21 protein-coding genes are annotated in these 19,868 nt (G+C 63.7%); 8 read left to right on the top strand and 13 right to left on the bottom strand.

Annotated elements, in window-relative coordinates; genetic code table 11:
* Nucleotides 1–98: 98 nt before the first annotated feature.
* From AC3EMP_RS01195 to AC3EMP_RS01205, 3 genes are all read left to right on the top strand, one after another.
* Nucleotides 99–626, top strand: a complete 528-nt coding sequence (locus tag AC3EMP_RS01195) for a winged helix-turn-helix transcriptional regulator (protein WP_023670151.1) — start codon at nucleotides 99–101, stop codon at nucleotides 624–626.
* A 78-nt stretch (nucleotides 627–704) separates the two neighbouring features.
* On the top strand, nucleotides 705–938 hold the full coding sequence (locus tag AC3EMP_RS01200; protein ID WP_023684002.1) for a hypothetical protein: 234 nt from the start codon (nucleotides 705–707) through the stop codon (nucleotides 936–938).
* A 174-nt stretch (nucleotides 939–1,112) separates the two neighbouring features.
* Nucleotides 1,113–1,544: a GlcG/HbpS family heme-binding protein gene (locus tag AC3EMP_RS01205; protein WP_352712601.1), complete on the top strand. Its 432-nt coding sequence runs from the start codon at nucleotides 1,113–1,115 to the stop codon at nucleotides 1,542–1,544.
* Nucleotides 1,545–1,791: 247 nt separating this feature from the next.
* On the opposite strand, the gene AC3EMP_RS01210 is transcribed toward AC3EMP_RS01205, so the two are convergent.
* From AC3EMP_RS01210 to AC3EMP_RS01225, 4 genes are all read right to left on the bottom strand, one after another.
* A complete protein-coding gene (locus tag AC3EMP_RS01210; protein WP_023670154.1) occupies nucleotides 1,792–2,193 on the bottom strand; it encodes a hypothetical protein in 402 nt (133 codons plus the stop codon).
* 193 nt (nucleotides 2,194–2,386) lie between these two features.
* Complete coding sequence (locus AC3EMP_RS01215) at nucleotides 2,387–3,334, bottom strand: agmatinase (RefSeq protein ID WP_352712603.1); 948 nt, start codon at nucleotides 3,332–3,334, stop codon at nucleotides 2,387–2,389.
* Between the two features lie 196 nt (nucleotides 3,335–3,530).
* Entirely contained in the window at nucleotides 3,531–3,713 is a 183-nt protein-coding gene (gene rpmF, locus AC3EMP_RS01220) for a 50S ribosomal protein L32 (protein WP_008834724.1), read from the bottom strand.
* A 153-nt stretch (nucleotides 3,714–3,866) separates the two neighbouring features.
* Nucleotides 3,867–4,574 (bottom strand): biosynthetic peptidoglycan transglycosylase, encoded by a 708-nt coding sequence (locus AC3EMP_RS01225; protein ID WP_050593969.1) that lies wholly within the window; start codon nucleotides 4,572–4,574, stop codon nucleotides 3,867–3,869.
* Nucleotides 4,575–4,706: 132 nt separating this feature from the next.
* On the opposite strand from AC3EMP_RS01225, the gene AC3EMP_RS01230 reads away from it, so the two are divergent.
* Nucleotides 4,707–5,624 carry a polyprenyl synthetase family protein gene (locus AC3EMP_RS01230; RefSeq protein ID WP_352712605.1) on the top strand — a complete coding sequence of 306 codons (918 nt, stop codon included), beginning with the start codon at nucleotides 4,707–4,709 and terminating at the stop codon, nucleotides 5,622–5,624.
* A 69-nt stretch (nucleotides 5,625–5,693) separates the two neighbouring features.
* Here AC3EMP_RS01230 and AC3EMP_RS01235 read toward each other — a convergent pair whose 3' ends face one another.
* Together AC3EMP_RS01235 and AC3EMP_RS01240 are read right to left on the bottom strand one after the other, a co-directional pair.
* Nucleotides 5,694–6,713 (bottom strand): NADP-dependent oxidoreductase, encoded by a 1,020-nt coding sequence (locus AC3EMP_RS01235; protein ID WP_352712606.1) that lies wholly within the window; start codon nucleotides 6,711–6,713, stop codon nucleotides 5,694–5,696.
* A gap of 68 nt (nucleotides 6,714–6,781) precedes the next feature.
* Complete coding sequence (locus AC3EMP_RS01240) at nucleotides 6,782–7,597, bottom strand: oxidoreductase (protein ID WP_352712618.1); 816 nt, start codon at nucleotides 7,595–7,597, stop codon at nucleotides 6,782–6,784.
* 105 nt (nucleotides 7,598–7,702) lie between these two features.
* Here AC3EMP_RS01240 and AC3EMP_RS01245 point away from each other — a divergent pair, with 105 nt between their 5' ends.
* Entirely contained in the window at nucleotides 7,703–8,287 is a 585-nt protein-coding gene (locus tag AC3EMP_RS01245) for a TetR/AcrR family transcriptional regulator (RefSeq protein ID WP_023818413.1), read from the top strand.
* A gap of 113 nt (nucleotides 8,288–8,400) precedes the next feature.
* On the opposite strand, the gene AC3EMP_RS01250 is transcribed toward AC3EMP_RS01245, so the two are convergent.
* The 6 genes from AC3EMP_RS01250 to AC3EMP_RS01275 form a co-directional block, all read right to left on the bottom strand.
* A complete protein-coding gene (locus AC3EMP_RS01250) occupies nucleotides 8,401–9,258 on the bottom strand; it encodes a sigma-70 family RNA polymerase sigma factor (RefSeq protein ID WP_023736997.1) in 858 nt (285 codons plus the stop codon).
* Nucleotides 9,258–9,731: a carboxymuconolactone decarboxylase family protein gene (locus tag AC3EMP_RS01255; protein WP_352597604.1), complete on the bottom strand. Its 474-nt coding sequence runs from the start codon at nucleotides 9,729–9,731 to the stop codon at nucleotides 9,258–9,260. Before AC3EMP_RS01255 ends, AC3EMP_RS01250 begins: the two co-directional genes overlap by 1 nt.
* Before the next feature lie 98 nt (nucleotides 9,732–9,829).
* Nucleotides 9,830–10,930, bottom strand: a complete 1,101-nt coding sequence (locus tag AC3EMP_RS01260; protein WP_352712608.1) for an ABC transporter ATP-binding protein — start codon at nucleotides 10,928–10,930, stop codon at nucleotides 9,830–9,832.
* A 14-nt stretch (nucleotides 10,931–10,944) separates the two neighbouring features.
* Complete coding sequence (locus AC3EMP_RS01265) at nucleotides 10,945–13,149, bottom strand: ABC transporter permease (RefSeq protein ID WP_245275331.1); 2,205 nt, start codon at nucleotides 13,147–13,149, stop codon at nucleotides 10,945–10,947.
* Nucleotides 13,150–13,240: 91 nt separating this feature from the next.
* Nucleotides 13,241–14,266 (bottom strand): ABC transporter substrate-binding protein, encoded by a 1,026-nt coding sequence (locus tag AC3EMP_RS01270; RefSeq protein ID WP_488494720.1) that lies wholly within the window; start codon nucleotides 14,264–14,266, stop codon nucleotides 13,241–13,243.
* Nucleotides 14,267–14,327: 61 nt separating this feature from the next.
* On the bottom strand, nucleotides 14,328–15,161 hold the full coding sequence (locus AC3EMP_RS01275) for an inositol monophosphatase family protein (protein WP_031198040.1): 834 nt from the start codon (nucleotides 15,159–15,161) through the stop codon (nucleotides 14,328–14,330).
* Nucleotides 15,162–15,379: 218 nt separating this feature from the next.
* Here AC3EMP_RS01275 and AC3EMP_RS01280 point away from each other — a divergent pair, with 218 nt between their 5' ends.
* The 3 genes from AC3EMP_RS01280 (at nucleotide 15,380) to AC3EMP_RS01290 (ending at nucleotide 19,050) form a co-directional block, all read left to right on the top strand.
* Nucleotides 15,380–16,399, top strand: coding sequence for a LacI family DNA-binding transcriptional regulator (locus AC3EMP_RS01280; protein ID WP_031195645.1), 1,020 nt, complete (start codon nucleotides 15,380–15,382; stop codon nucleotides 16,397–16,399).
* Nucleotides 16,400–16,436: 37 nt separating this feature from the next.
* On the top strand, nucleotides 16,437–16,622 hold the full coding sequence (locus AC3EMP_RS01285) for a hypothetical protein (RefSeq protein ID WP_023684018.1): 186 nt from the start codon (nucleotides 16,437–16,439) through the stop codon (nucleotides 16,620–16,622).
* Nucleotides 16,623–16,707: 85 nt separating this feature from the next.
* On the top strand, nucleotides 16,708–19,050 hold the full coding sequence (locus tag AC3EMP_RS01290) for a response regulator (protein ID WP_023711634.1): 2,343 nt from the start codon (nucleotides 16,708–16,710) through the stop codon (nucleotides 19,048–19,050).
* Here the strand turns inward: AC3EMP_RS01290 and AC3EMP_RS01295 are convergent, their stop codons facing one another.
* The gene (locus tag AC3EMP_RS01295) at nucleotides 19,051–19,803 is read right to left on the bottom strand and encodes a Stf0 family sulfotransferase (RefSeq protein WP_352712611.1); all 753 of its coding nucleotides are present in this window, start codon (nucleotides 19,801–19,803) and stop codon (nucleotides 19,051–19,053) included.
* Nucleotides 19,804–19,868: the final 65 nt, after the last annotated feature.

Genomic DNA, 19,868 nt, shown 5'->3' on the forward strand with positions numbered 1-19,868 from the left:
CGGCCAATCAAAGGCCAACCAAACTGATTGCGTTTTGCAATCGGTTGCACGATAATAAAACTGATACGACAATGCAACTGGTTTTTGAGGAGAGTCGGATGAAAACCGAACACCGCTCGGGATGCCCTATCAATCTGTCGCTGGAAGTGTTCGGCGATCGCTGGAGCCTGATCATCCTGCGCGACATGATTTTTGGCGGCAAACGCCACTTTCGCGAACTGCTCAACGGCTCGATCGAGGGCATCGCTTCCAATATCCTGGCCGACCGGCTGAAGCGGCTGATGGAACTCGGCATGCTGACCAAGGCCGACGACCCCTCGCACAAGCAGAAGGCGATCTACAGCCTGACCGAGATGGCCATCACGCTGGTGCCGATCATGGCGCATCTCGGCGCTTGGGGCCGCGTCTGGCTGCCGGTGAGCGAGGAGCTTTCGATCCGCGCCGAGCTGCTGGAGAAAGGCGGACCGCCAATGTGGGAGCAGTTCATGGACGAGTTGCGCCACGACCATCTGGGCACGCCTGTCGCCACACCCGCGCAGCCTTCCGTCCGCGCTACATTGCAGGCCGGATATGAGGCGGTGGTAGCCCGCAAGGCGTCGAGCGGCATCGAGGCCCCGGCCGCTTGACCAACTTATTTCCCCATTATCAGGCCGGCTCTGCTATCAAGGGCTGAAAAACATAATTTACGGGATTGGATAACGCTCTTGGTCGAGAACTCTAAGGATACTGCCCGCGCCAGGGCAGATATGCGTTTCAAGAAGCAGGAAGAGGCAGCCACGGTGCGGCAAAAGGCGATGGCGGAGTATGTCGCCGAGGCCGACGCCCGCCAGGCCAAGACCAACAAGCTCCGGGCATTGCGCCTTGCCAAGGAAGCGGAAGACCTCGCCAACGCCCCTGCCGTTCCGGTCAAGAAAGCGCCCCGAGCCAAGAAAAAATAGCGCGGCCTTCTTCATCGACGCCCGATCTGGATGCCGGCGGATCGTATCCGCCATGTGCCACGATCAGCAATGCCCGCCATTTCCGCTTTCCCACGCGAAGCAATTTCAACCGCACCGGGATTTCGCATCCCGCATGTCAGGCGATGATTGACGCGTTTTGATCAGGAGACAGCCATGACCGCACTGACCCTCGAAAAAGCCAAGCACATCATCGACGCCGCCTTCGCCAAGGGCGCCGAGATGAAGCTCAAACCGCTCGGCGTTTCCGTGCTGGATGCCGGCGCGCATCTCGTCGCCTTCCAGCGTCAGGACGGCGCCTCGTTCCTGCGCCCGCAAATGTCGGCCGGCAAGGCCTATGGGGCGCTGGCCATCGGCATGGGCTCGCGCCGTGTCGAGACTTTCGCCAAGGAGCGGCCGCATCTCGTCGCCGGCATTTCCGACGTCTCGGGTGGACGCGTGTTGCCGGTCGTCGGCGGCGTGCTGATCCGCGACAAGGCAGGCCCCGTCATCGGCGCCGTCGGAATTTCGGGAGATACGTCGGACAATGACGAAGCCGCCGCCATCGCCGGCATCGAAGCGGCGGGCTTCACCGCCGATCCGGGCTGAGGGGGAGCTTCGTCATCCCAGGGCGAAGCAGGAGCGAAACTCCGTCGCGAAGACCCTAAGATCCATGCCGCGACCTTTGCCGCAAGTGTAAGCGGAGCAGAATTCTGAACCGTTGCAACGCCTTAGCTTCACGGAATGGATCCCAGGGTCTGCGCCGCGTCGCTTCGCTCCTTGCTTCGCCCCAGGATGACGACCAGAAAGAGCAGCCACGCCAATCGCGAACGATGCGACCATCCAACGAAGGCGGCTAGTTCAAATTTATGTCTCTACTCGCCGACCGCATCGACACCGAAAACCCGGCCAGCACATCGAACAGGGCGATCACCATCAGCGTGAAGAAGACGGAGTGCGCCGCGCCCTTCACCAGCAGGAACTCGACCAGGAACGCCACGAAGACCAGCGTCGACAACAGATGGTCCATGATCGAGGCGTTCGTGGTGCGCACCGACTTCACCATTTCGAGGAACAGGAAGATCAGCCCGATCACCACCATCAGGTCGCCGAGCGTCATCGAGAACACCCCGCCCGACATCATGCTGAACGAGAAGATCTCGGTCGCCCACGGATCGTCGCCGCTGCCGAATATTCCGAGGAGTCCGAGATTGTAGGCCACGAAGGGCACGATCAGCAGCGGGATGGCACCGAACATCAGGCGTCTCCTCTAGCAATTCCAGGAAAGCGGTTTCCCAAGGAATTGCCTAAACAATGGGGGCACCTCCTGTAGAATGCCCCGCAGGCACGCCGTCAAGATTTTTCGCTAGCGCCCGCAAACACGGAAAAAGACCGCGCGAAACAACCCTGTCAGCCACAGTTGCCCCGGCTGACCACCGACACGCCGGGATTCAGCGCTTGAACTGGCCTGTCCGCACGGCGGCGCCGATAGCGTTGAGGATGAAAAGGCCGGCGGTCATCGAGGTGATCTCGTTGACGTCGCGCGCCGGCGCGATCTCGACGATGTCGATGCCGACGACACGTCCCTTGGCGAACAGCCCCTTGATCAGTTCGATCGTCTGCCGGTAGCTGATGCCGCCAGGCGCCGGCCCTTCGACCGCCGGCATGACAGCGGGATCGAGACCGTCGGCATCGATGGTCAGGTAATAGCGGCCACGGTCCGGGATGCGCTTGAGCAGCGCCGCCGTACCGATATCCTGCCATTCATTGGCGGTGACGATGTTGGAGCCGTAGGCGCGGGCCGCCTCGACCTCCTCGAGCCGGGCGCTGCCCTGGCCGCGGATGCCGAGCTGGAAAATCCCGGCTATATGCGCCATCTCCGAAGCGCGGCGGATGGGGCTGGAATAGCCTTCCCTGACCCCGTTGACATTGTCGCGCCAGTCGAGATGGGCATCGATCTGAACCAGGGTGATCGGCCCTTCGCCGTCAAGCGCCCGCAGGATCGGGATCGGAACGCCGTGATCGCCGCCAATGGTGATCGGCAAGGCGCCGGCGACGCGGATCTTTCGGATCGCCGCTTCGGCCAACCTGTAGTGGCCGCCGGCGGCATCGCCGGGGACATCGCCGACATCGACCACCTTGACGTCCTGCCCGTCGAACAGGGTTCCGCCAATGTCGAAATCATAGCGGTCGAGCCCGAGGCTGATGCGCTGCGAGGCGCGCCGCACCGCCGTCGGCGCGTTGGTCTGGTCGTTGACCAACTCGTCGATCGTGTAGGGACTGCCGTAAGGCATGCCGATGATGGCGACATCCGCCTTCAGCGCATCGAGGTCCTCGACCAGCGGGAAGTTCATGAAGGTCTGGAAGATATCGCGCGGTGCTGTGGTGAGCTTGGTCATGCGGTCCCTCTGAAGCCGGCCGATCATCGCGCGGAAGCGCCGCGACAAGGCATCACTCAATACAGCACCGCCGCCGCAGCTTGTATCGCCACGGACGCCCGGTCTTTGGCATAGTTGGCGGCGCGACGCGCACCAAACGCAAAAAAACCGGCCAATGGCCGGTTCTTTTGGCATTCAAACCCTTCGAAAGCTGGTCTCAGCTTTCCTTGGGCGTCAGCACCTGGCGACCGCGATACATGCCGGTCTTCAGGTCGATATGGTGCGGGCGGCGCATTTCGCCGGAATTCTTGTCCTCGACATAGGTCGGGGCCTTGAGAGCGTCGGCCGAGCGGCGCATGCCGCGCTTGGACGGAGAGGTTTTTCGTTTCGGAACGGCCATGGATATGCTCCACTACATGGTCAAAATGCCCCGATAGCCCTCGTGAAAGGGCCGCGTCAGGGCCATAATCTGAGAAAGTCGGGTGCCTATACACGCCCTGCGCCGTTTTGGCCAGCACCGTGGCGATTTTTTTTGAACTGGCAGCGGTTCTACCTAATCAAGACAACCGACATACGCGCCCGAACGGCCGGCGCGGCGTTCGATCAGCGACGCCAGCCGCCGCAGACCCGGACCGGGCTTGGCCGGATTGCGGGCGATCGGATTGGGCAGCGAGACGGCCAGCAATGCCGCCTGCCGCCGCGACAGCTGTTTGGCCGAAACGCCGAAATGATGCTGGGCCGCCGCCTCGATGCCGTAAACGCCCGGCCCCCATTCGGCGATGTTGAGGTAGATCTCCATGATCCGCCGTTTCGACATCACCGCGTCGAAATAGACGGCCAGCGGCAGTTCGACCACCTTGCGCACCGAGCCCAGCGGCCGCGACCACAGGAAAAGGTTCTTCACCGTCTGCATGGTGATGGTCGAGGCGCCGCGCGTCGCCTCGCCGGCCAGCGCATCGTCGACGACGCCGCGCAATTCGCCGAGATCGATGCCGCGATGGAAGCAGAACTGACCGTCCTCCGACATGATCACCGAATTGGCCAGCACCGGCGACACATCGTCGATCGACACCCAGCGCCGGTCGTAGCCGGAAAAGGTCGCGAGGTCTTTGACCATCAAGGTCGATATCGGATGCACGAAGGACGGCAAATAAAGGAAGGTCAGCACAACGGGTATCGCCGCCAGCACGACGGCGACGACCAGGCCGCGCCGTGCCAGGCGCTTCAGACCGGCGCGGTTCACGCGCCTTGGTCGCGCCATCTCAAACCCTTCGGTTTCATGATCGACGATCGGTTCCGTCAAGCCGCCCCCACCCGCGCCACTCTCCCGCCTCCGGCATAATGGCGCGAGGCTTCTTGCGCAACGTCTGAGTGTCGGCTACCGCTCCCGGCCATGACGAAAGACGAGCAATTGGCCTTTGAGGCCGCACTTCTGAGGCGGGCGGCGGCGATCGAGACCGAACTCAGGCTGCTGCTCGAAGGCCGCACGCTTGCCGGCGAGATCGCCCGGCCGGAGCGCTTGATGGCTGCCATGCGCCATGGCGTGCTGAACGGCGGCAAGCGACTGCGCCCCTTCCTGGTCATGGAAAGTGCCGCCCTTTTTGGCGCCGATGGCGAGGCGTCGCTTCGCGTGGCGACAGCGCTCGAATGCGTGCATTGCTATTCGCTGATCCATGACGATCTGCCTGCTATGGACGACGACGATCTGCGCCGCGGCCAGCCGACCGTGCACAAGGCCTTCGATGAAGCCACCGCCATCCTTGCCGGCGACGCGCTTCTGACGCTTGCCTTCGATGTCCTCGCCGATGAGGCGACGGCGCTGCCGGCGGAGCGCAGGGCGGCGCTGGTGCTGGCGCTGGCGCGCGCCGCCGGCACGGGGGGCATGGTCGGCGGGCAGACGCTCGATCTCGAAGCCGAGCGCAACAGGCCGGACGAGGGCGGCATCGTCCGGCTGCAGGCGATGAAAACCGGCGCGCTGATCCGCTACGCCTGCGAAGCCGGCGCGATCATTGCCGGCGCTGCACCGCAGGACCGCGACCGGCTGGCCGAATTCGGCTCGGCGGTCGGGCTTGCCTTCCAGCTTGCCGACGACCTGCTCGACCTGACCGCCGATGCCAGCCAGATGGGCAAGGCGACCGGCAAGGACGCAGCCGCCGGCAAGGCGACGCTGGTCGCGCTGCATGGCGCGAACTGGGCGCGCAGCCAGCTCCATGGGCTGGTCAAGCAGGCCCATGAATTGCTTGAGCCTTACGGTGAACAGGCAGCCTTGCTGAAGGCAGCGGCAAGCTTCGTGGCAGTCCGCAACAACTGAGGTTTGGGCAATCGGATGCCGAACCGTTTTCGGAATTTGTCGGCCTTGCGCTGCCTTGCTTGGTGTCTCTCAAATGCCCCAAAGCAACTGGGCGCCCTTGACGACGACCTTGCCCTTGGCGCGTCCTGTTTCGACGTAAGCCAGCGCCTCATTGGTCGCTTCAAAAGGAAAGACCCTGTCGACGACCGGGCGAATCGCCCCATCTTCGATGAGGGACGTGATTTTGCTCAGCTGCTCACCTTGCGCCGACATGAACAGGAACGAAAATCCCACGCCCCGGCGCTTGGCTTTGGTCCTGATACCACGGCTCAGCAGCCGCAGCAGCAGCCTTAGCACCACGTTCAGTCCCTGTTTCCAGGCAAATTCGGGATCCGGAGGACCGGAAATCGAGATGAGCTTCCCACCCGGTTTCAGCACAGTCAGGGATTTCTCAAGCGTCTTGGCGTCCTGGCTGTTCAGGACGACGTCGTAGCCCGACAGGATTTTCTCGAAGTCGTCCTTCCTGTAGTCGACGACGACATCGGCGCCGAGATCCCTGACCAGATCGTTGCTTGCCGCGCCCGCTGTTGTCGCAACGATCGCGCCGAGGTGCTTTGCCAACTGGATGGCGAATGTCCCCACGCCGCCGGAGCCAGCCTGGATGAAGATCTTCTGGCCTGTCTTCAGACCCGCCCTCTCGATGAGAGCCTGCCAGGCGGTCAGACCGACCAGCGGGATCGAGGCCGCCTCTTCCATGCTGAGGTTCGCCGGCTTCAGCGCCACGTCGGCTTCATCGATTGCGATGAATTCGGCGAATGTCCCGATCCGGCCGTCGCGCGGCCGCGCATAGACGGCGTCGCCGGGTTTGAATTTGCGGACTTTCGAGCCCACCCTGACAACCCTCCCGGCAACGTCGTGACCGAGGATGAAGGGCCGGCGATAGGGAAGGACGAGTTTGAATTCGCCGGTCCTGATTTTGGAATCCAGCAGGTTCACTCCTGCGGCATGGACCTCGACCAGGACGTCATTGTCCAGCAGCTCCGGCTCCGGCATCTCGGCCAGCCGCAAAATGCCTTTCTTGTTATATTTGTCGACAACGAATGCCTTCATGGCAGTGACTTTCTGAGAGTGTCCGTTGGCCTGCTGTCTGTGCGTGAAATTCTCCGTCCCACCGTTGTTCAGACCGGCAGGCGGAACTGCTTGCGCAAGGTCTTGTCGAACATCCCCGCGGGGGCGAAGCGGCGCAGCAGGCTGACCTGGCGCGCTGCCTTCCCTGCGGTATAGCGCCGTCGCGGACGGGCGTCGGTCGCTGCCTTGACGACCACATCCGCCACCACTTCCGGGCGATCGGCCTTGGGCATCACATCGGCAAGCAGCGCCTTGAGACCGGCGCGCGCCTGATCGTAGTCCTTCAACAGGGAATCCGGCTCGATGCCGTTCTGGTCGAAGACGGTGCGCACGAATGCCGGCTCGATGACCGAGACGCGAATGTTGAAGGCGCGAACCTCATGATCGAGCGATTCCGAATAGCCCTCCAGCGCGTGCTTGACCGCCGAGTAGTGCGCTGAGTATGGCGCGGGCACCAATCCCAGAATCGAGCCGATGTTGACGATGCGCCCTTGGCCGCGGCGCCGCATCGACGGCAACACCGCATTGGTCATGCGCATGACGCCGAACAGATTGACGTCGAACAGAGCCTGCACCTGTGCGACCGAAGATTCCTCGGCGCCGCCAAGCAGGCCGACACCGGCATTGTTCACCAGCAGATCGATACGACCGGTCTGGGCCAGCACGGTTGCAACGAGGGCGCTGACGGACTCCCCGTCGGTCACGTCGCAGGTCAGCATGGACACCTTAGCCGGGCCGTTGCCGGCCTTGCTGCGGCTTGTCCCGAAGACGGTATACCCCGCCCGCGCCAAGGCCTCGGCACTGGCGCGGCCGATGCCCGAAGAGGCTCCGGTCACGACTGCGGTCTTTCCAGAGTTCGCATTGATTTTTTATGCTCCAAAGCCACTGGGGCTAGCTTTCGTTCGCTGCTTGAATTATGATCATAATATCAAATTATGACCGTAATGCAATAGCAGAAAGGAATAGCAGCCATGCGCTACGAAAAGGGCCGAAAGGACGCCTCCCGCGATCGCATCGTGGAGGTCGCAGCCCAGCGTTTTCGCGGTGACGGCATCGCCGCGTCCGGACTGGCAGCCATTATGGGCGACGCCGGACTGACGAACGGAGCCTTCTATCCGCATTTCCAGTCCAAGGCGGAGCTCGTGCGTGAAAGCCTTGTAGCGGCACTGGAGAGCCAGGTGCAGCAACTGCAGGAGGTATTGGCCGCCGGTGGTCCGGAGATGGGCATAGCGGCGTATCTGTCAGCTGCGCACCGGGACAACCCGGGAACGGGCTGCGCCAACGCCGCGCTGCTCCCGGAACTCGCGCGTCAGCCGCTCGAAACGCGACAAGTCTATACCGAACGCTTGCTGGTTCTGGTGCGCCAGTTGTCTGCAGCGCTTCCGCAGGCCAGGGATCCGGAAGGCGTTGCCATGGGCGTCTTTGCGACCCTCATCGGCGCGCTTCAACTGGCCCGCGCGGTGGCAGGGACCGAATTGTCGGATCGCTTCCTTGCGGCAGGAGCAGATGCCGCGCGCAGGCTGATCCAGCCACGTGACGGCGAGAAGGCATCCTAGAGGCCGGTGGCGGCAGCGGCAAAGGGCCCTGACATCGTCCTGCGGGTCGCACACAGGAAGGGCCGGCTTTTGGAGGCGGGCCGAACCGGTATTTCGCTCCGATTCAATCGGGTCTAACGCAGATGCCTGAGCTTGTCGGGATTGCGCATGACATAGACGGCCGCGATCTTCCCGTCCTCGATGTCAAGCGCGGTCGTCTGCAGTTCGCCATCGGCCTCCTGGGTGACGAACCCCGGCAGTCCATTGACGAAGCCGATGCGCACCAGCGTCGAGCGATTGTCGCGCAGCCAGGCCGCGACTTGCGCGTATTGCTTCATGACGGCGTCGAAGCCCAGCACCGGCGCCAAAGCCGCCGGACGCTTGCCGCCGCCATCGGCATGAGCGCTGACATCTGCCGTCAGCAGCGCGCCGAGCGCCTGCATGTCGCCGCTGCGCGATGCCGCGAAAAAGGCTTCGGCGATCTCCAGGCCACGCTGCTTCTCCACCTTGAAGCGGGGCCGCGCCTCGCGGACATGGCCCCGTGCGCGAGCGGCAAGCTGGCGGCAGGCGGCTGAATCGCGCTCGATGGCGGTCGCGACCTCCTCGAATTCCAGCCCGAACACATCGTGCAGCAGAAAGGCCGCCCGCTCGAGCGGCGAAAGCCGCTCCAGCGCCAACATCAGCGGCAAGGTGACATCTTCAAGATCGCCCTCTTCGACGATCGGCTCGGGCAGCCAAGGGCCGATATAAGTCTCGCGCTGGCGCCGCGTGGATTTGAGCTGGTCAAGGCAAAGCCGCGTCACCGTGCGGCGCAGGAACGCTTCTGGCTCGCGAACCTGCGAGTGGTCGGTCCCCATCCAGCGGATGAAGGCATCCTGCACGACATCCTCGGCGTCGCTCACCGAGCCCAGCATGCGATAGGCGACCCGCATCAGCTTCGGACCCAGCGGGCCGAAGCCCGCTGCCGCGTCGTCGGGTGCCGTCGCCGTCATCAGGCCGCCTTGGCGCTGGCGCGTATCGTTGCTGCGTCGGTGTAGAGCCCGAAGCCAACGGCGATGCGGTTCCAGCCATTGATGATGTTGGTCAAAACGGTGAGCTTCACCTGCTCCTCCTCGGTGAAATGCGCCTTAAGATCATCATAGGCGCTTTCGCGGTCCTGTCCTTCCGAGAGGCGCGTCAGCGCATCGGTCCAGCCGAGCGCGGCACGCTCGCGGTCGCTGTAGCAGGGCGCTTCGCGCCAGGCCGGCAGCAGATAGATGCGCTGCTCGGTCTCGCCATTCTCGCGCGCTTCGGTGGCATGCAGGTTGATGCACTTGGCGCAGCCATTGATCTGCGACGCCCGAAGCTTCACCAGCTCGTTGAGGCTGTGCTCGAGCCCGGCGGCGACGGAGAGTTCGGTCGATGCGCGCTGCCACTGCTTGATCAGCGCAGGGGCGGCGGCGAAGAGGTCGATTTTGGCGGTCATGATTGCAGTCCTTGTGTTGGGTACGCCATCATGACGAGGCAGGTCCGGCCGGTGTGACATTCAGGCTGGATTTTTTCGAAGGTGCTTTCCCGGCGCGTTCAATGGTCTTTGATCAGCACGATCTTCGCCGGATCGAAATCGATCCCGACCATCGTCCCTTCCGCCACAGCGGGTGTGACATCAGGCGATGTCGCGAACAGTTCGACCGCCGGATCGCTGATCGCGATCCGGTATTCCATGTGGTCGCCGAGATACGAGCTCTTGACCACCTGGCCCTTCATGGTGCCCGCTGGCTGGCCGGGCAAGATTCGCACGGCATTCGGGCGCACAGCGAGCATCGCCGGTCCCGGAGCGTTACCGCGACCCGGCATGTCGAGCAGCAAGGGTCCGACCTTGACCCTTGCACTGGTCGCATTGCTGGAAAGCACCTCGACGTCGAGCAGATTGGCGTCGCCCATAAAGTCGGCGATGAAACGGTTGGTCGGCTCGTTGTAGAGGTCGCGCGGCGTGCCGTCCTGGGCGACGCGAGCGGCGTTCATGACGATGATGCGGTCGGAGACGGCGAGCGCCTCTTCCTGGTCATGCGTGACATAGACCATGGTCAGCGCCAGATCTTGCTGCAGGCCGCGGATTTCGTCGCGCACCCGCCGGCGCAGCTTGGCGTCGAGATTGGACAGCGGCTCGTCGAACAGCAGCACCTTCGGCTCCAGTACGATGGCGCGCGCCACCGCGACGCGCTGCTGCTGGCCGCCGGACAATTCGCTCGGCTGGCGCTTCTCGTAGCCGGACAGGCCGACAAGCGACAGCTTTTCGGCGGCGCGCTCGGCTGCCTGCGCCTTGCCAAGCCCCATCGCCCGCAGGCCGTAGCTAACATTCTCCATCACGTTCATATGCGGAAACAGCGCATAGGACTGGAACACCATGGAGACATCGCGCTCGGCGGCGGACAGCAAGGTGACGTCCTTGTCGTCGATCAGGATGCGCCCGGTGCTGGTCTGTTCCAGCCCGGCGATCAGCCTGAGCGTCGTGGTCTTGCCGCAACCCGAGGGCCCGAGCAGCGTCACCAGGCTGGCCGGCGCGATGTCGAAGCTGACGTTGTCGACGGCGATCACCGCGCCATATTTCTTGGTGACGCCCTCGAACCGCACCGCTGGCCTGTCCGTCGCAACCGGGGCAGCAGTCTTCGCCGTCTGATCCACGCCGCTTCTCCCCATCAGATTGCTGCCACAACGGCTTCCGGACCAGGCCGGCGCCGGCCGAGCCGGCGTTCGCCGACCAGCAGCTGGATGCCGATCAGGATGACCATCATGACGACGATCATCACCGCCGAATAGACAATCGCGATGCCGTATTCGCCGACATCTGCGCGCCCGACAATGTAGACCGTGGCAAGGTTGAACCGGCCGCTCGCCAGGAAGATGACGGCGCTGACCGCCGTCACCGCGCGCACGAAACTGTAGATCATCGCGGTCACGATCGCCGGCTTCAGGATCGGCAGGATCACCCGCCGCAAGGTAGCAAAAGACCGCGCCCCAAGCGTCAGCGATGCCTCGTCCAGGCTCTTGTCGATCTGGCCCAGATTGGCGAGCCCGGCACGGATCGCCACTGGCATGTTACGGAAGATGAAGGAGATGACGATGATCAACCCGGTACCGGTCAACTGCACCGGCGGCACGTTGAAGGCAAGGATATAGCTGACGCCGATCACCGTGCCGGGAATGGCGAAACTCATCATGGCCAGGAACTCGAACATGGTACGCCCGGCGAAACGCTGCCGGTCGAGCAGATAGGCCGTCAGGATGCCGAGCGCCGCGGTGAACGGCATCGCCACCAGCGCAAGGCCGATGGTCATCAGCAGCGACGGCCAGGCCGAGCCGCTGAAAAACCAGCCATTGACGCCTTTCTCGATCGAAAAGGCGGTGAGGAAATATTGGAGCGTCGGCGTGTTGTCGCGCCCGATCGATTGCACGAAACCGCCGCCCAGGATGATGCCGTAGACCACGATGGTCAGAACCAGCCACGGAACGACGGCGGCGTAGCAGCCGATCCGCAAGGCCTTGGGCAGCGTCGCCGGTACGCCGCCATCGCCCTTGCCTGCGACGGTGACGTAGCTGCGGCTGCCGATCCAGCGGCGCTGGATGACGAAGGCTGCCAGCGTGAACATCAACAGCACGATCGCCAGCACCGCCGCGCGACCCTGGTCGTGCGCCGCGCCAACCACCGCGAAGAATATATCGGTCGACAGCACGTTGAAATTGCCTCCCAGCACCAGCGGATTGGCGAAATCGGCCATGCTCTCGATGAACGAGATCAGGAAGGCGCTGGCCAGGCCCGGCCGGATCAACGGCCAGGTGACGGTGCGAAACGTCCGCCAGCGGCTGGCGCGCAAGGTCTGCGACGCCTCCTCCATGCTCGGGCTGACCCCTTGCAGCACGCCGACCAAAACCAGGAAGGCGATCGGCGTGAAGGCCAGCACCTGCGCGATGGTGATGCCGGCCATGCCATAGATCCAGCGGCTGCGCGGAATGCCGAGATGCACCGACATGAGGTTGGTGACGATGCCGGCGCGGCCGAACAGCAGGATCAGCGCCAGGCCGATGACGAAGGGCGGCGTGATGATCGGCAGGATGGACAGGCCGCGCAGCAACCATTTGGCCGGCAGCTTGGTGCGTAGCGCGATCAGCGCCAGCGCTAGGCCGAGCGCCGTGCAGAAAAAGCCGACGAGGACTGCGATCGCCACCGTGTTCCACGCCACGCCGCAGGAGCCCTCGCCATAGAGGCAGCGCAGGCTCCATATGTTGGCGCTAAAGATCTTATCGAAGAACAGCGCCGGCACGACATTGCCGTCATTGTCCTTGATGGCCGAGGTGAGGATCGACAGCAGCGGATAGGCGACGAACAGGATCAGCGAAGCAATCACGATTGAGAGCGAGCCGACGACGAAACGGTCGCCCTTGCACCATCCCCGCGCAGCGAGCGCCTCGGCGATGAACATCAGCATCGCCACGGCATAGAGCGCCGCACCCCAGCCGAGCCCCGGCTGTATCGGTCCCGGCGTGCCGGCGACCTGGGTAAGCAAGCCAAATCCCCAGCCCGAATGGATGATGGAAAAGCCTTCGATGGCCAGCCACAGCAGGCCCGCCGCGCCTGCAACCGCCAGGCTCTTGGGGTTGTTGCGCGCCACCAGCCAGCTCGCCAGCAGAAGCGGCAGGATAATCGGCAACAGCCAGGGCCGGCCACCGAGCGCCAGCATGATGGCCGGCGTCGCATCCGCCGGCTGTGCCAGCCAGTCGAACGAAAGGAAGCCGCCTTCGACCTTGTACCAAGGCAAGAGCACGAAGCTCGCCCACGCGGCCATTACCCAGGGGAGCGCGCTGCGTCCAGGAGCGGAACTGACCATGGAACCGGCCGCGGCCATTCAATGTCTTTCTGTTGCCAAAGGACGGTGCGCCAGCTGCCGCGAAGGGCAGCCGGCGATCAGATGCTAGAGTGAGCGCGAAAGAACGCGCTCAGCCGCCATTGCGGACCTCGTCGGTGAACTTCTTCAACAGCCGCTTGCGTTCGGCCGACGAGCCGTATTTGGCGAAGTCGTAGTCGATCAGCTTGATCTTCGAGAGGTCCGGCGCCTCGGGCGGCACCGGCGTGGCGGTGTTCGACGGGATCTGGAAGCTGCCGTTCGGCGCCGCGAGCTTCTGCGCGTCCGGGCTCAGCGCCCAGTCGTAGAATTTCTGCGCCTCTTCGGCATGCTTGGCGCCCGTCACGATGCTCATCGAACCGATCTCGAAGCCGGTGCCTTCGCAAGGCGACACCACCTTCACGGCAGGGTTCTGTTTCGCGGCATTGATCACGTCGTGCTGGAAGGAGATGCCGATCAGCGTCTCGCCCTTGCCGACGGCGAGCGCCGGCGCAGCCCCTGCCTTGGTGTATTCGGCGATGTTCTTGTTGAGCTGCTTGAGATAGTCGAATGCCTTGTCCTCGCCCATCAGCTGGACGATGGTGGCAAACATGGTCCAGGCCGTGCCCGATGAATTCGGGTCGGCCATCTCGATCTCGCCCTGGAATTCCGGCTTGACCAGATCGGCCCAGCACGCCGGCGCGGTCAGCCCGCGCTGCTTCAGATCTTCCTCATTGTAGCCATAGCCGAGCGCACCGAGATAAATGCCGACCGTGCGGTTCTTCGACCTGTCGGCCTGCTTCAGCGCCCAGTCGCGCAAGTTTGCCAGTTGCGGCGACTTGTATTCCTGGGTGAGGCCCTCTTCCGCCGCCTGCAGATGCGGGTCGCCGGTGCCGCCCCACCAGATATCGGCTTGCGGATTGTCCTTCTCGGCCCGGAGGCGGGCGTAGATTTCGCCGGCGCTCATGCGGGTCATGTCGACGCTGACGCCCGTCTCCTTCTGGTAGGTGGTCGCCATCGCCCGGCACCAGGCCTCGTCGACGGCGCAATACATTGTGAGGCTGCGGTCGGCCGCCTGGGCGGCACCCGCCAATCCGAACATGGCCAGCGCCGCGCCAAGGCCAAGCCAGGCGGCGCGCAAGCCTTGCTTACTGTCAAATGTCTTCATCGATATTCCTCCCTGTCTTCTCACTGGAAACGATCTACCCGTCGTCGAGCGGCACTCCGATCACCTGGGACAATGTCGCCGCGACACCGGGTGCTGCCGCAAGCACGGGATTGCCCTTCGCCATGCCGTCGCCGTCGAGGAACCGGTTCACCCGGCCGCCGGCCTCCTCCACCAGCAGCAATCCGGCCAGGCAGTCCCACGAATTGATGTGCAGCTCGGCATAGGCATCCGAGCGGCCGTCGGCCACATAGGCCAGCCCAAGCGCTCCGGAGCCGGAGCGGCGTACATTGGCGCCGAGCGCCCACACCAGGCTCACCTTGTCGAGATACTCACGGTTCGGAATCCTCGGCGACCAGCCGAACTCCACAAAGGCACGGTCGAACGCTTGCGTCGGCGAAACATGGATCGGCGCGCCATTGCGTGTCGCGCCTTGCCCGCGACGGGCAAAATACGTTTCGCCGATGGCCGGATTGGCAATGCCGCCGATCTCGCTGCGGCCGTCCTCGACGAAAGCTATCGAAATGCAGAAATGCGGAATACCGCGCATGAAATTGGCGGTGCCGTCGATGGGGTCGACGACCCACATGCGGGCAGAGCCGATGCCACCGCCTTCCTCGCCCAAAAACCCGTCCTGCGGAAAAGCGTCTGCCAGCGTCGCGCGGATGTGCTCCTCGACCTTACCGTCGGTTTCAGTGAGAAAATCCTGCGGGCCTTTCATCGCCACCGGCTGGACGGCGCCCTGCCGGGCATAGCCTTCCATCGCCAGTTGCCCGGCCGTGACAAGCAGTTTCCGGCAGACCTCGGCACGCCTGTCCATCTCGGCCTCGGACAGCCGGTCCGCCTTCGGATGCGCCGCCGCCCTGCTCATGCAGCCGGTCCGGACAGTCGCGCCCTCAATGCCGTCTTCGGCGAAATGGACAGGGTATTCCTCCGATGCCACTCTTGAGCCGGCTTGTATTGCACGGCTGTGCAAAGCTGTTGCATTCCGCCATGCCTGTCAAGTGCGGTGGGTGGCAATGGCAGAAGAGTTGCATTACATTGCACGGGCGTGCAAAGAATTACGAAAACAGCAGCGAGAGCGTTCGCTTGACGGTTCCGAGAATCCGCACCGGTTTTTCCAGCGCCCAGCAGGTTGCCGACCTCGCCGGGGTTTCGCGCTCGGCCGTGTCACGTACCTTCACGCCCGGCGCTTCCGTTTCCGGGGAAACCCGCGAGCGGGTGATGCTGGCGGCCGAGCAACTCGGCTATCACGTCAACCATCTGGCTCGCGGCCTGATGCGGGCTTCGACCGGCATCGTCTGCCTCATCGTTGCCGACGGCGACACGCCCTATCATGCCCGCCTGCAGAAGGCGCTGACCCAACATCTGCGGGACGCCGGCAAAATGGCCATGGTGTTCAACACCTCCGGCCCCAGCCACCATGTCGACCAGGCGCTGCGCAACACGCTGAACTATCGCGCCGATGCGAGCATCGTTCTGTCCGGCTCGCCGCCGCAGTTGCTGATCCGCACCTGTCTTGAGAACGGCCAGCGGCTGGTGCTGATCAATCGCGATGACCGCTTCGACGGCCCGCACAATATCGGTGTCGACAACGCTGCAGCCGCAGAGGCAGCGCTGCATGCCTTCATCCGGGCCGGCTGTACCCGCCCCGCTTTGGTGACCTCGGCTGCCGGCACGCCCAGCCTGCTCTCCCGCGAAACCGCCTTCCTTACCGCCGCGCAGAAGGAAGGGCTGGAGGTGACCGTGTGGCGCGAGGGCCGCACCGGCTATGCCACCGGAGCCGATGGCGCCAGGCGACTCTTTTCCGGCCGGCAGCGGCCGGATGCGGCGTTCTGCGTGACCGACCTGATTGCGTGCGGCTTTCTCGATGCGGCCCGCCACGAGTTCGGCATCAACGTACCCCGCGATCTCTGCGTCATCGGCTTTGACGACATTGAACAGGCCGACTGGGCCTCTTACCGGCTGACGACGTTCTCGCCGCCGATCGAGGAGATCGCCAGGCGCGCCGTGCGGCTCGCGACCGGCGCGCGGGAGGAGGCTGGCAGCCGCCTGATCTGCCATGCGCCCATGGTCTGGCGCAGCACGGTGAGGCCGGGCCAGGGCTGATGCGAAACATGTGTCGGTCAAGACGGGAAACGTACTGATGTCCAAGAAAAAGGCCAGGAAGACCCGCCAGGCGGCAAGACCGGTGGAGATAGCTGTAGGCCCCGAAATCCGGAGCATGATGCGCAAGTTCGGCCTGACCGAGGAAGAAGCACTGCGCATGATGCGCGAATGCGATGCCACCCTCTATGGCGCCAACTCCGGGCACGTGCAGCCAGGATCTTGACGGCCCGCCAGGCGCGAACGGAATTTTAATGTAAATCAAGCGTAATCCCGACCGTTAAAATGATGCGTATGTGTTGGGGTTGCGCATGCCGGAATATTCTTTCTTCATCCGCTCGATCCGGATCCGCTACATCTCGGGATTGCTCATCTTTGCGCTGGCTTCCACCGCGGTGATGTTTGCGCTCAATCGCGTCAATTCCTTCCGCCACGACATCGACGCGCTGAGCAGCAATCTCGTCGTCTTCACCCGCGACCTGCGCAACGCCTCCAGCTTTGCCGAAACCGCCAGCACGACCTGGCGCACCGAAACCCGTGACGGCCTTGCCGCCGCAGCGCGCGGCCATTCGCAACGCCTGACCAGCGAGATCGAAACACTGTCCGCGGAGTTGGCCGCGATCAAGCCGAGCCTGTCGGCCAAAACGCTGGACGAACTCTCGTCGGCCGCCGTCAACGGCGACCTGTTCTGGTCGTCGCGCGACATCGTGCGCAACTTCAACCTGATGTCGGCGGCGCAACAGACCGACGAATGGAGTTCGCGCGAAATCCTCAACCAGAACGACCTGTTCGTCCAGCCGATGCTGGTGCGTGTGCGTACCGCCATGGATGGCGAACGCCATCTGGCCGACGCCTCCAGCGACAGGCTGCTGTTGTGGGCAAGCGGCCTTCTGTTCGCGGTTCTTGCCATCGTTGCCCTCTGGATCTTCCGGCCGATGGAAAATGCGATTCGCCGCGCCTTCACCGAATCCGCCGCATCCTTGTTCAAGGCCGAAGCGGCCGACCGCGCCAAATCGGAATTCCTGGCCAATATGAGCCATGAGATCCGCACGCCGATGAATGGCGTGCTGGGCATGGCCGAACTGCTCGCCAAGACCGAGCTTAACGCGCGCCAGAAAACCTTCACCGAAGTCATCGTCAAGTCCGGCAATGCGCTGCTCACCATCATCAACGACATCCTCGATTTCTCCAAGATCAATGCCGGTCAGCTGACGCTCGATCCTGCACCCTTCCGGCTTGCCGAAGCGGTCGAGGACGTGGCCACACTGGTGTCGGCGCGCGTCGCCGAAAAGAACCTCGAGCTGATCGTGCGTGTCGACCCGCGCCTGCCTGCCCATGTCGTCGGCGATGCCGGACGGTTCCGTCAGATCGTCACCAATCTGCTCGGCAATGCGGTGAAGTTCACCGAGAAGGGCCATGTGCTGATCGATGTCGGCGGCGAGGTGGTCGACGGCATGGTCCAGCTCAAGGTCCGCGTCGAGGACACAGGCATCGGCATTCCTGCCGAGAAGCTCGAGAACGTGTTCGAGAAATTCGCGCAGGTCGACGGCTCGTCGACGCGCCGCCATGAAGGCACCGGCCTCGGCCTTGCCATCGCCGCCCGCCTCATCGACCTGATGGGCGGCAAGATCGGCGTCGAAAGCGAGATCGGCCGCGGCTCGGTGTTCTGGTTCGCCGTGCCGCTGCCGGCGCATCAGCAGGACACGCGCAACGAGATCGTGCCGGTCGATGTCACCGGCGCCCGCGTGCTGGTCATCGACGACAACCCGGTCAACCGCGAGATCTTGCTGGAGCAGCTCAGAAGCTGGAGCTTCGACTGCGCGGCCGCCGAAAGCGGCGCCGTCGGCCTCGCCTTTCTAGACCGGGCCAGCCAACTCGGTGCTGCGGTCGACTGCATCATCCTCGACTACCAGATGCCCGGCATGAACGGCGCCGATGTCGCCAAGGCGATTTCCGCCGACAGCCGTCTCTCCGCCATCCCGGTGGTGCTGCTGACCTCGGTCGATCAGGTCGATTTCGGCAAGATGGTCATCGATTTCGGCATCGCCGCGCATCTCACCAAGCCGGCGCGCTCGGCCATCCTGCTCGGCACCGTCATCTCGGCCATCCAGAAAGCGCGGGCCCAGATCGGCAAGGCCCAGTTCGTTCGCGAGCCTGTTGTTCCGCAGGCGGCACCCGTGACGCCACCCGCCTTCACCGTCATTCGCGGCCCGGCAATTCCGGCGGCCACAGTGCCTGAATCGATCGCCACGCCAAACGGCCCGATCGATATTCTGATCGCCGAGGACAATGACGTGAACCAGCTGGTGTTCGGCCAAATCCTCAATGGGCTTGGCCTCAGCTACCGCATCGCCAGCAATGGCCGCACGGCCGTCGAGATGTACCGGGCGCTGCGGCCGAAGCTGATCCTCATGGACGTCTCCATGCCGGAGATGAACGGCTACGAGGCGACCCGCGCCATCCGGGCGGCGGAGGCAGCGAGTGGCAATCACACACCAATCATCGGCGTCACCGCGCACGCACTGAAGGGCGACCGCGACAAATGTATCGAGTCCGGAATGGACGACTATCTGCCTAAGCCGGTGTCGCCCGACCGCCTCGGCAGCAAGATCGGCACATGGCTCAGCGAAACGGTCGCGGTAAAGAGGGCTTGATCAAATCGCCGCGTCCAGACGATAGCGGCGCATCCAGTCCAGACTAATCTCGTCCGAGAGCTTGGCGACGCCCGGCTTTACGTCGGCGGCATTCGGCGCCGGAACGCCCAGGGCCTTGCAGATGGATGCCAATGCCGCTGCCGGATCGCCTGACAGGCGCTCATAGCCGATGCGCAGCGGGACGATCCCCTGCTCCGCGAACCAGACGTTCCAGCCCGCGTCATAGGCTTCGAGTTCGGCAAGCTCGCGCTGGATCCGCTTGAAATCGTAGCGGGGTTCCTGCGGCGGTGCAACTCGTTCGATCTCGGTTCCGTCGGGCGCGATGTGCCAAAGCCCGGTCTGCTCGGCCTTGATCAGCGACACCGCCTGCGCCAGCTTGTTTTCGCGCGAAAGATGGATGTAGAGGACCCGCCCGAAGGCCTTTTCAAAGCGTGCTTTGTCCGATGGCAGGTCTGGGTAGATCCGGTCGAGGATTGCCGAGAGTTCATCCAGGTTTTCCCGCATCAGGCGCAAGCCGAAGACGCCCGTTCCGCCCCTTCCCGCGCTGATTGCCGCACCGATATAGGCGAGGTCGAAATCATGCGCGCTCATCGTCTCGGGATGCGGCAATTTCCACTCTTCGGCCCATTCCGCTTTGTCCTGCCGCCGGTAGAATGAGTGCGGATCGCCGGCTGTTTTCGTCGAGGCCAGAAGGCCGCACAGCAAAGTGCTTCCGGTTCTCGGCGTGCCGCAGATTATGTAGCCGTCAAGCATCTGGGACTCTGTCGCTTGTCATGGATTGGGCTAACCCCGCCAGGGCGCGGTGACACGCGCGCTTC

It is taken from the genome of Mesorhizobium sp. P160219, assembly GCF_057786095.1.

Coding starts and splice junctions, on each gene's coding strand:
- AC3EMP_RS01195 (WP_023670151.1), top strand. CDS start 99: ATGAAAACCGAACACCGCTCGGGATGCCCTATCAATCTGTCGCTGGAA.
- AC3EMP_RS01205 (WP_352712601.1), top strand. CDS start 1,113: ATGACCGCACTGACCCTCGAAAAAGCCAAGCACATCATCGACGCCGCC.
- AC3EMP_RS01210 (WP_023670154.1), bottom strand. CDS start 2,193: ATGTTCGGTGCCATCCCGCTGCTGATCGTGCCCTTCGTGGCCTACAAT.
- AC3EMP_RS01215 (WP_352712603.1), bottom strand. CDS start 3,334: ATGACCAAGCTCACCACAGCACCGCGCGATATCTTCCAGACCTTCATG.
- rpmF (WP_008834724.1), bottom strand. CDS start 3,713: ATGGCCGTTCCGAAACGAAAAACCTCTCCGTCCAAGCGCGGCATGCGC.
- AC3EMP_RS01225 (WP_050593969.1), bottom strand. CDS start 4,574: ATGGCGCGACCAAGGCGCGTGAACCGCGCCGGTCTGAAGCGCCTGGCA.
- AC3EMP_RS01230 (WP_352712605.1), top strand. CDS start 4,707: ATGACGAAAGACGAGCAATTGGCCTTTGAGGCCGCACTTCTGAGGCGG.
- AC3EMP_RS01235 (WP_352712606.1), bottom strand. CDS start 6,713: ATGAAGGCATTCGTTGTCGACAAATATAACAAGAAAGGCATTTTGCGG.
- AC3EMP_RS01245 (WP_023818413.1), top strand. CDS start 7,703: ATGCGCTACGAAAAGGGCCGAAAGGACGCCTCCCGCGATCGCATCGTG.
- AC3EMP_RS01250 (WP_023736997.1), bottom strand. CDS start 9,258: ATGACGGCGACGGCACCCGACGACGCGGCAGCGGGCTTCGGCCCGCTG.
- AC3EMP_RS01255 (WP_352597604.1), bottom strand. CDS start 9,731: ATGACCGCCAAAATCGACCTCTTCGCCGCCGCCCCTGCGCTGATCAAG.
- AC3EMP_RS01265 (WP_245275331.1), bottom strand. CDS start 13,149: ATGGCCGCGGCCGGTTCCATGGTCAGTTCCGCTCCTGGACGCAGCGCG.
- AC3EMP_RS01275 (WP_031198040.1), bottom strand. CDS start 15,161: ATGAGCAGGGCGGCGGCGCATCCGAAGGCGGACCGGCTGTCCGAGGCC.
- AC3EMP_RS01285 (WP_023684018.1), top strand. CDS start 16,437: ATGTCCAAGAAAAAGGCCAGGAAGACCCGCCAGGCGGCAAGACCGGTG.
- AC3EMP_RS01290 (WP_023711634.1), top strand. CDS start 16,708: ATGCCGGAATATTCTTTCTTCATCCGCTCGATCCGGATCCGCTACATC.
- AC3EMP_RS01295 (WP_352712611.1), bottom strand. CDS start 19,803: ATGCTTGACGGCTACATAATCTGCGGCACGCCGAGAACCGGAAGCACT.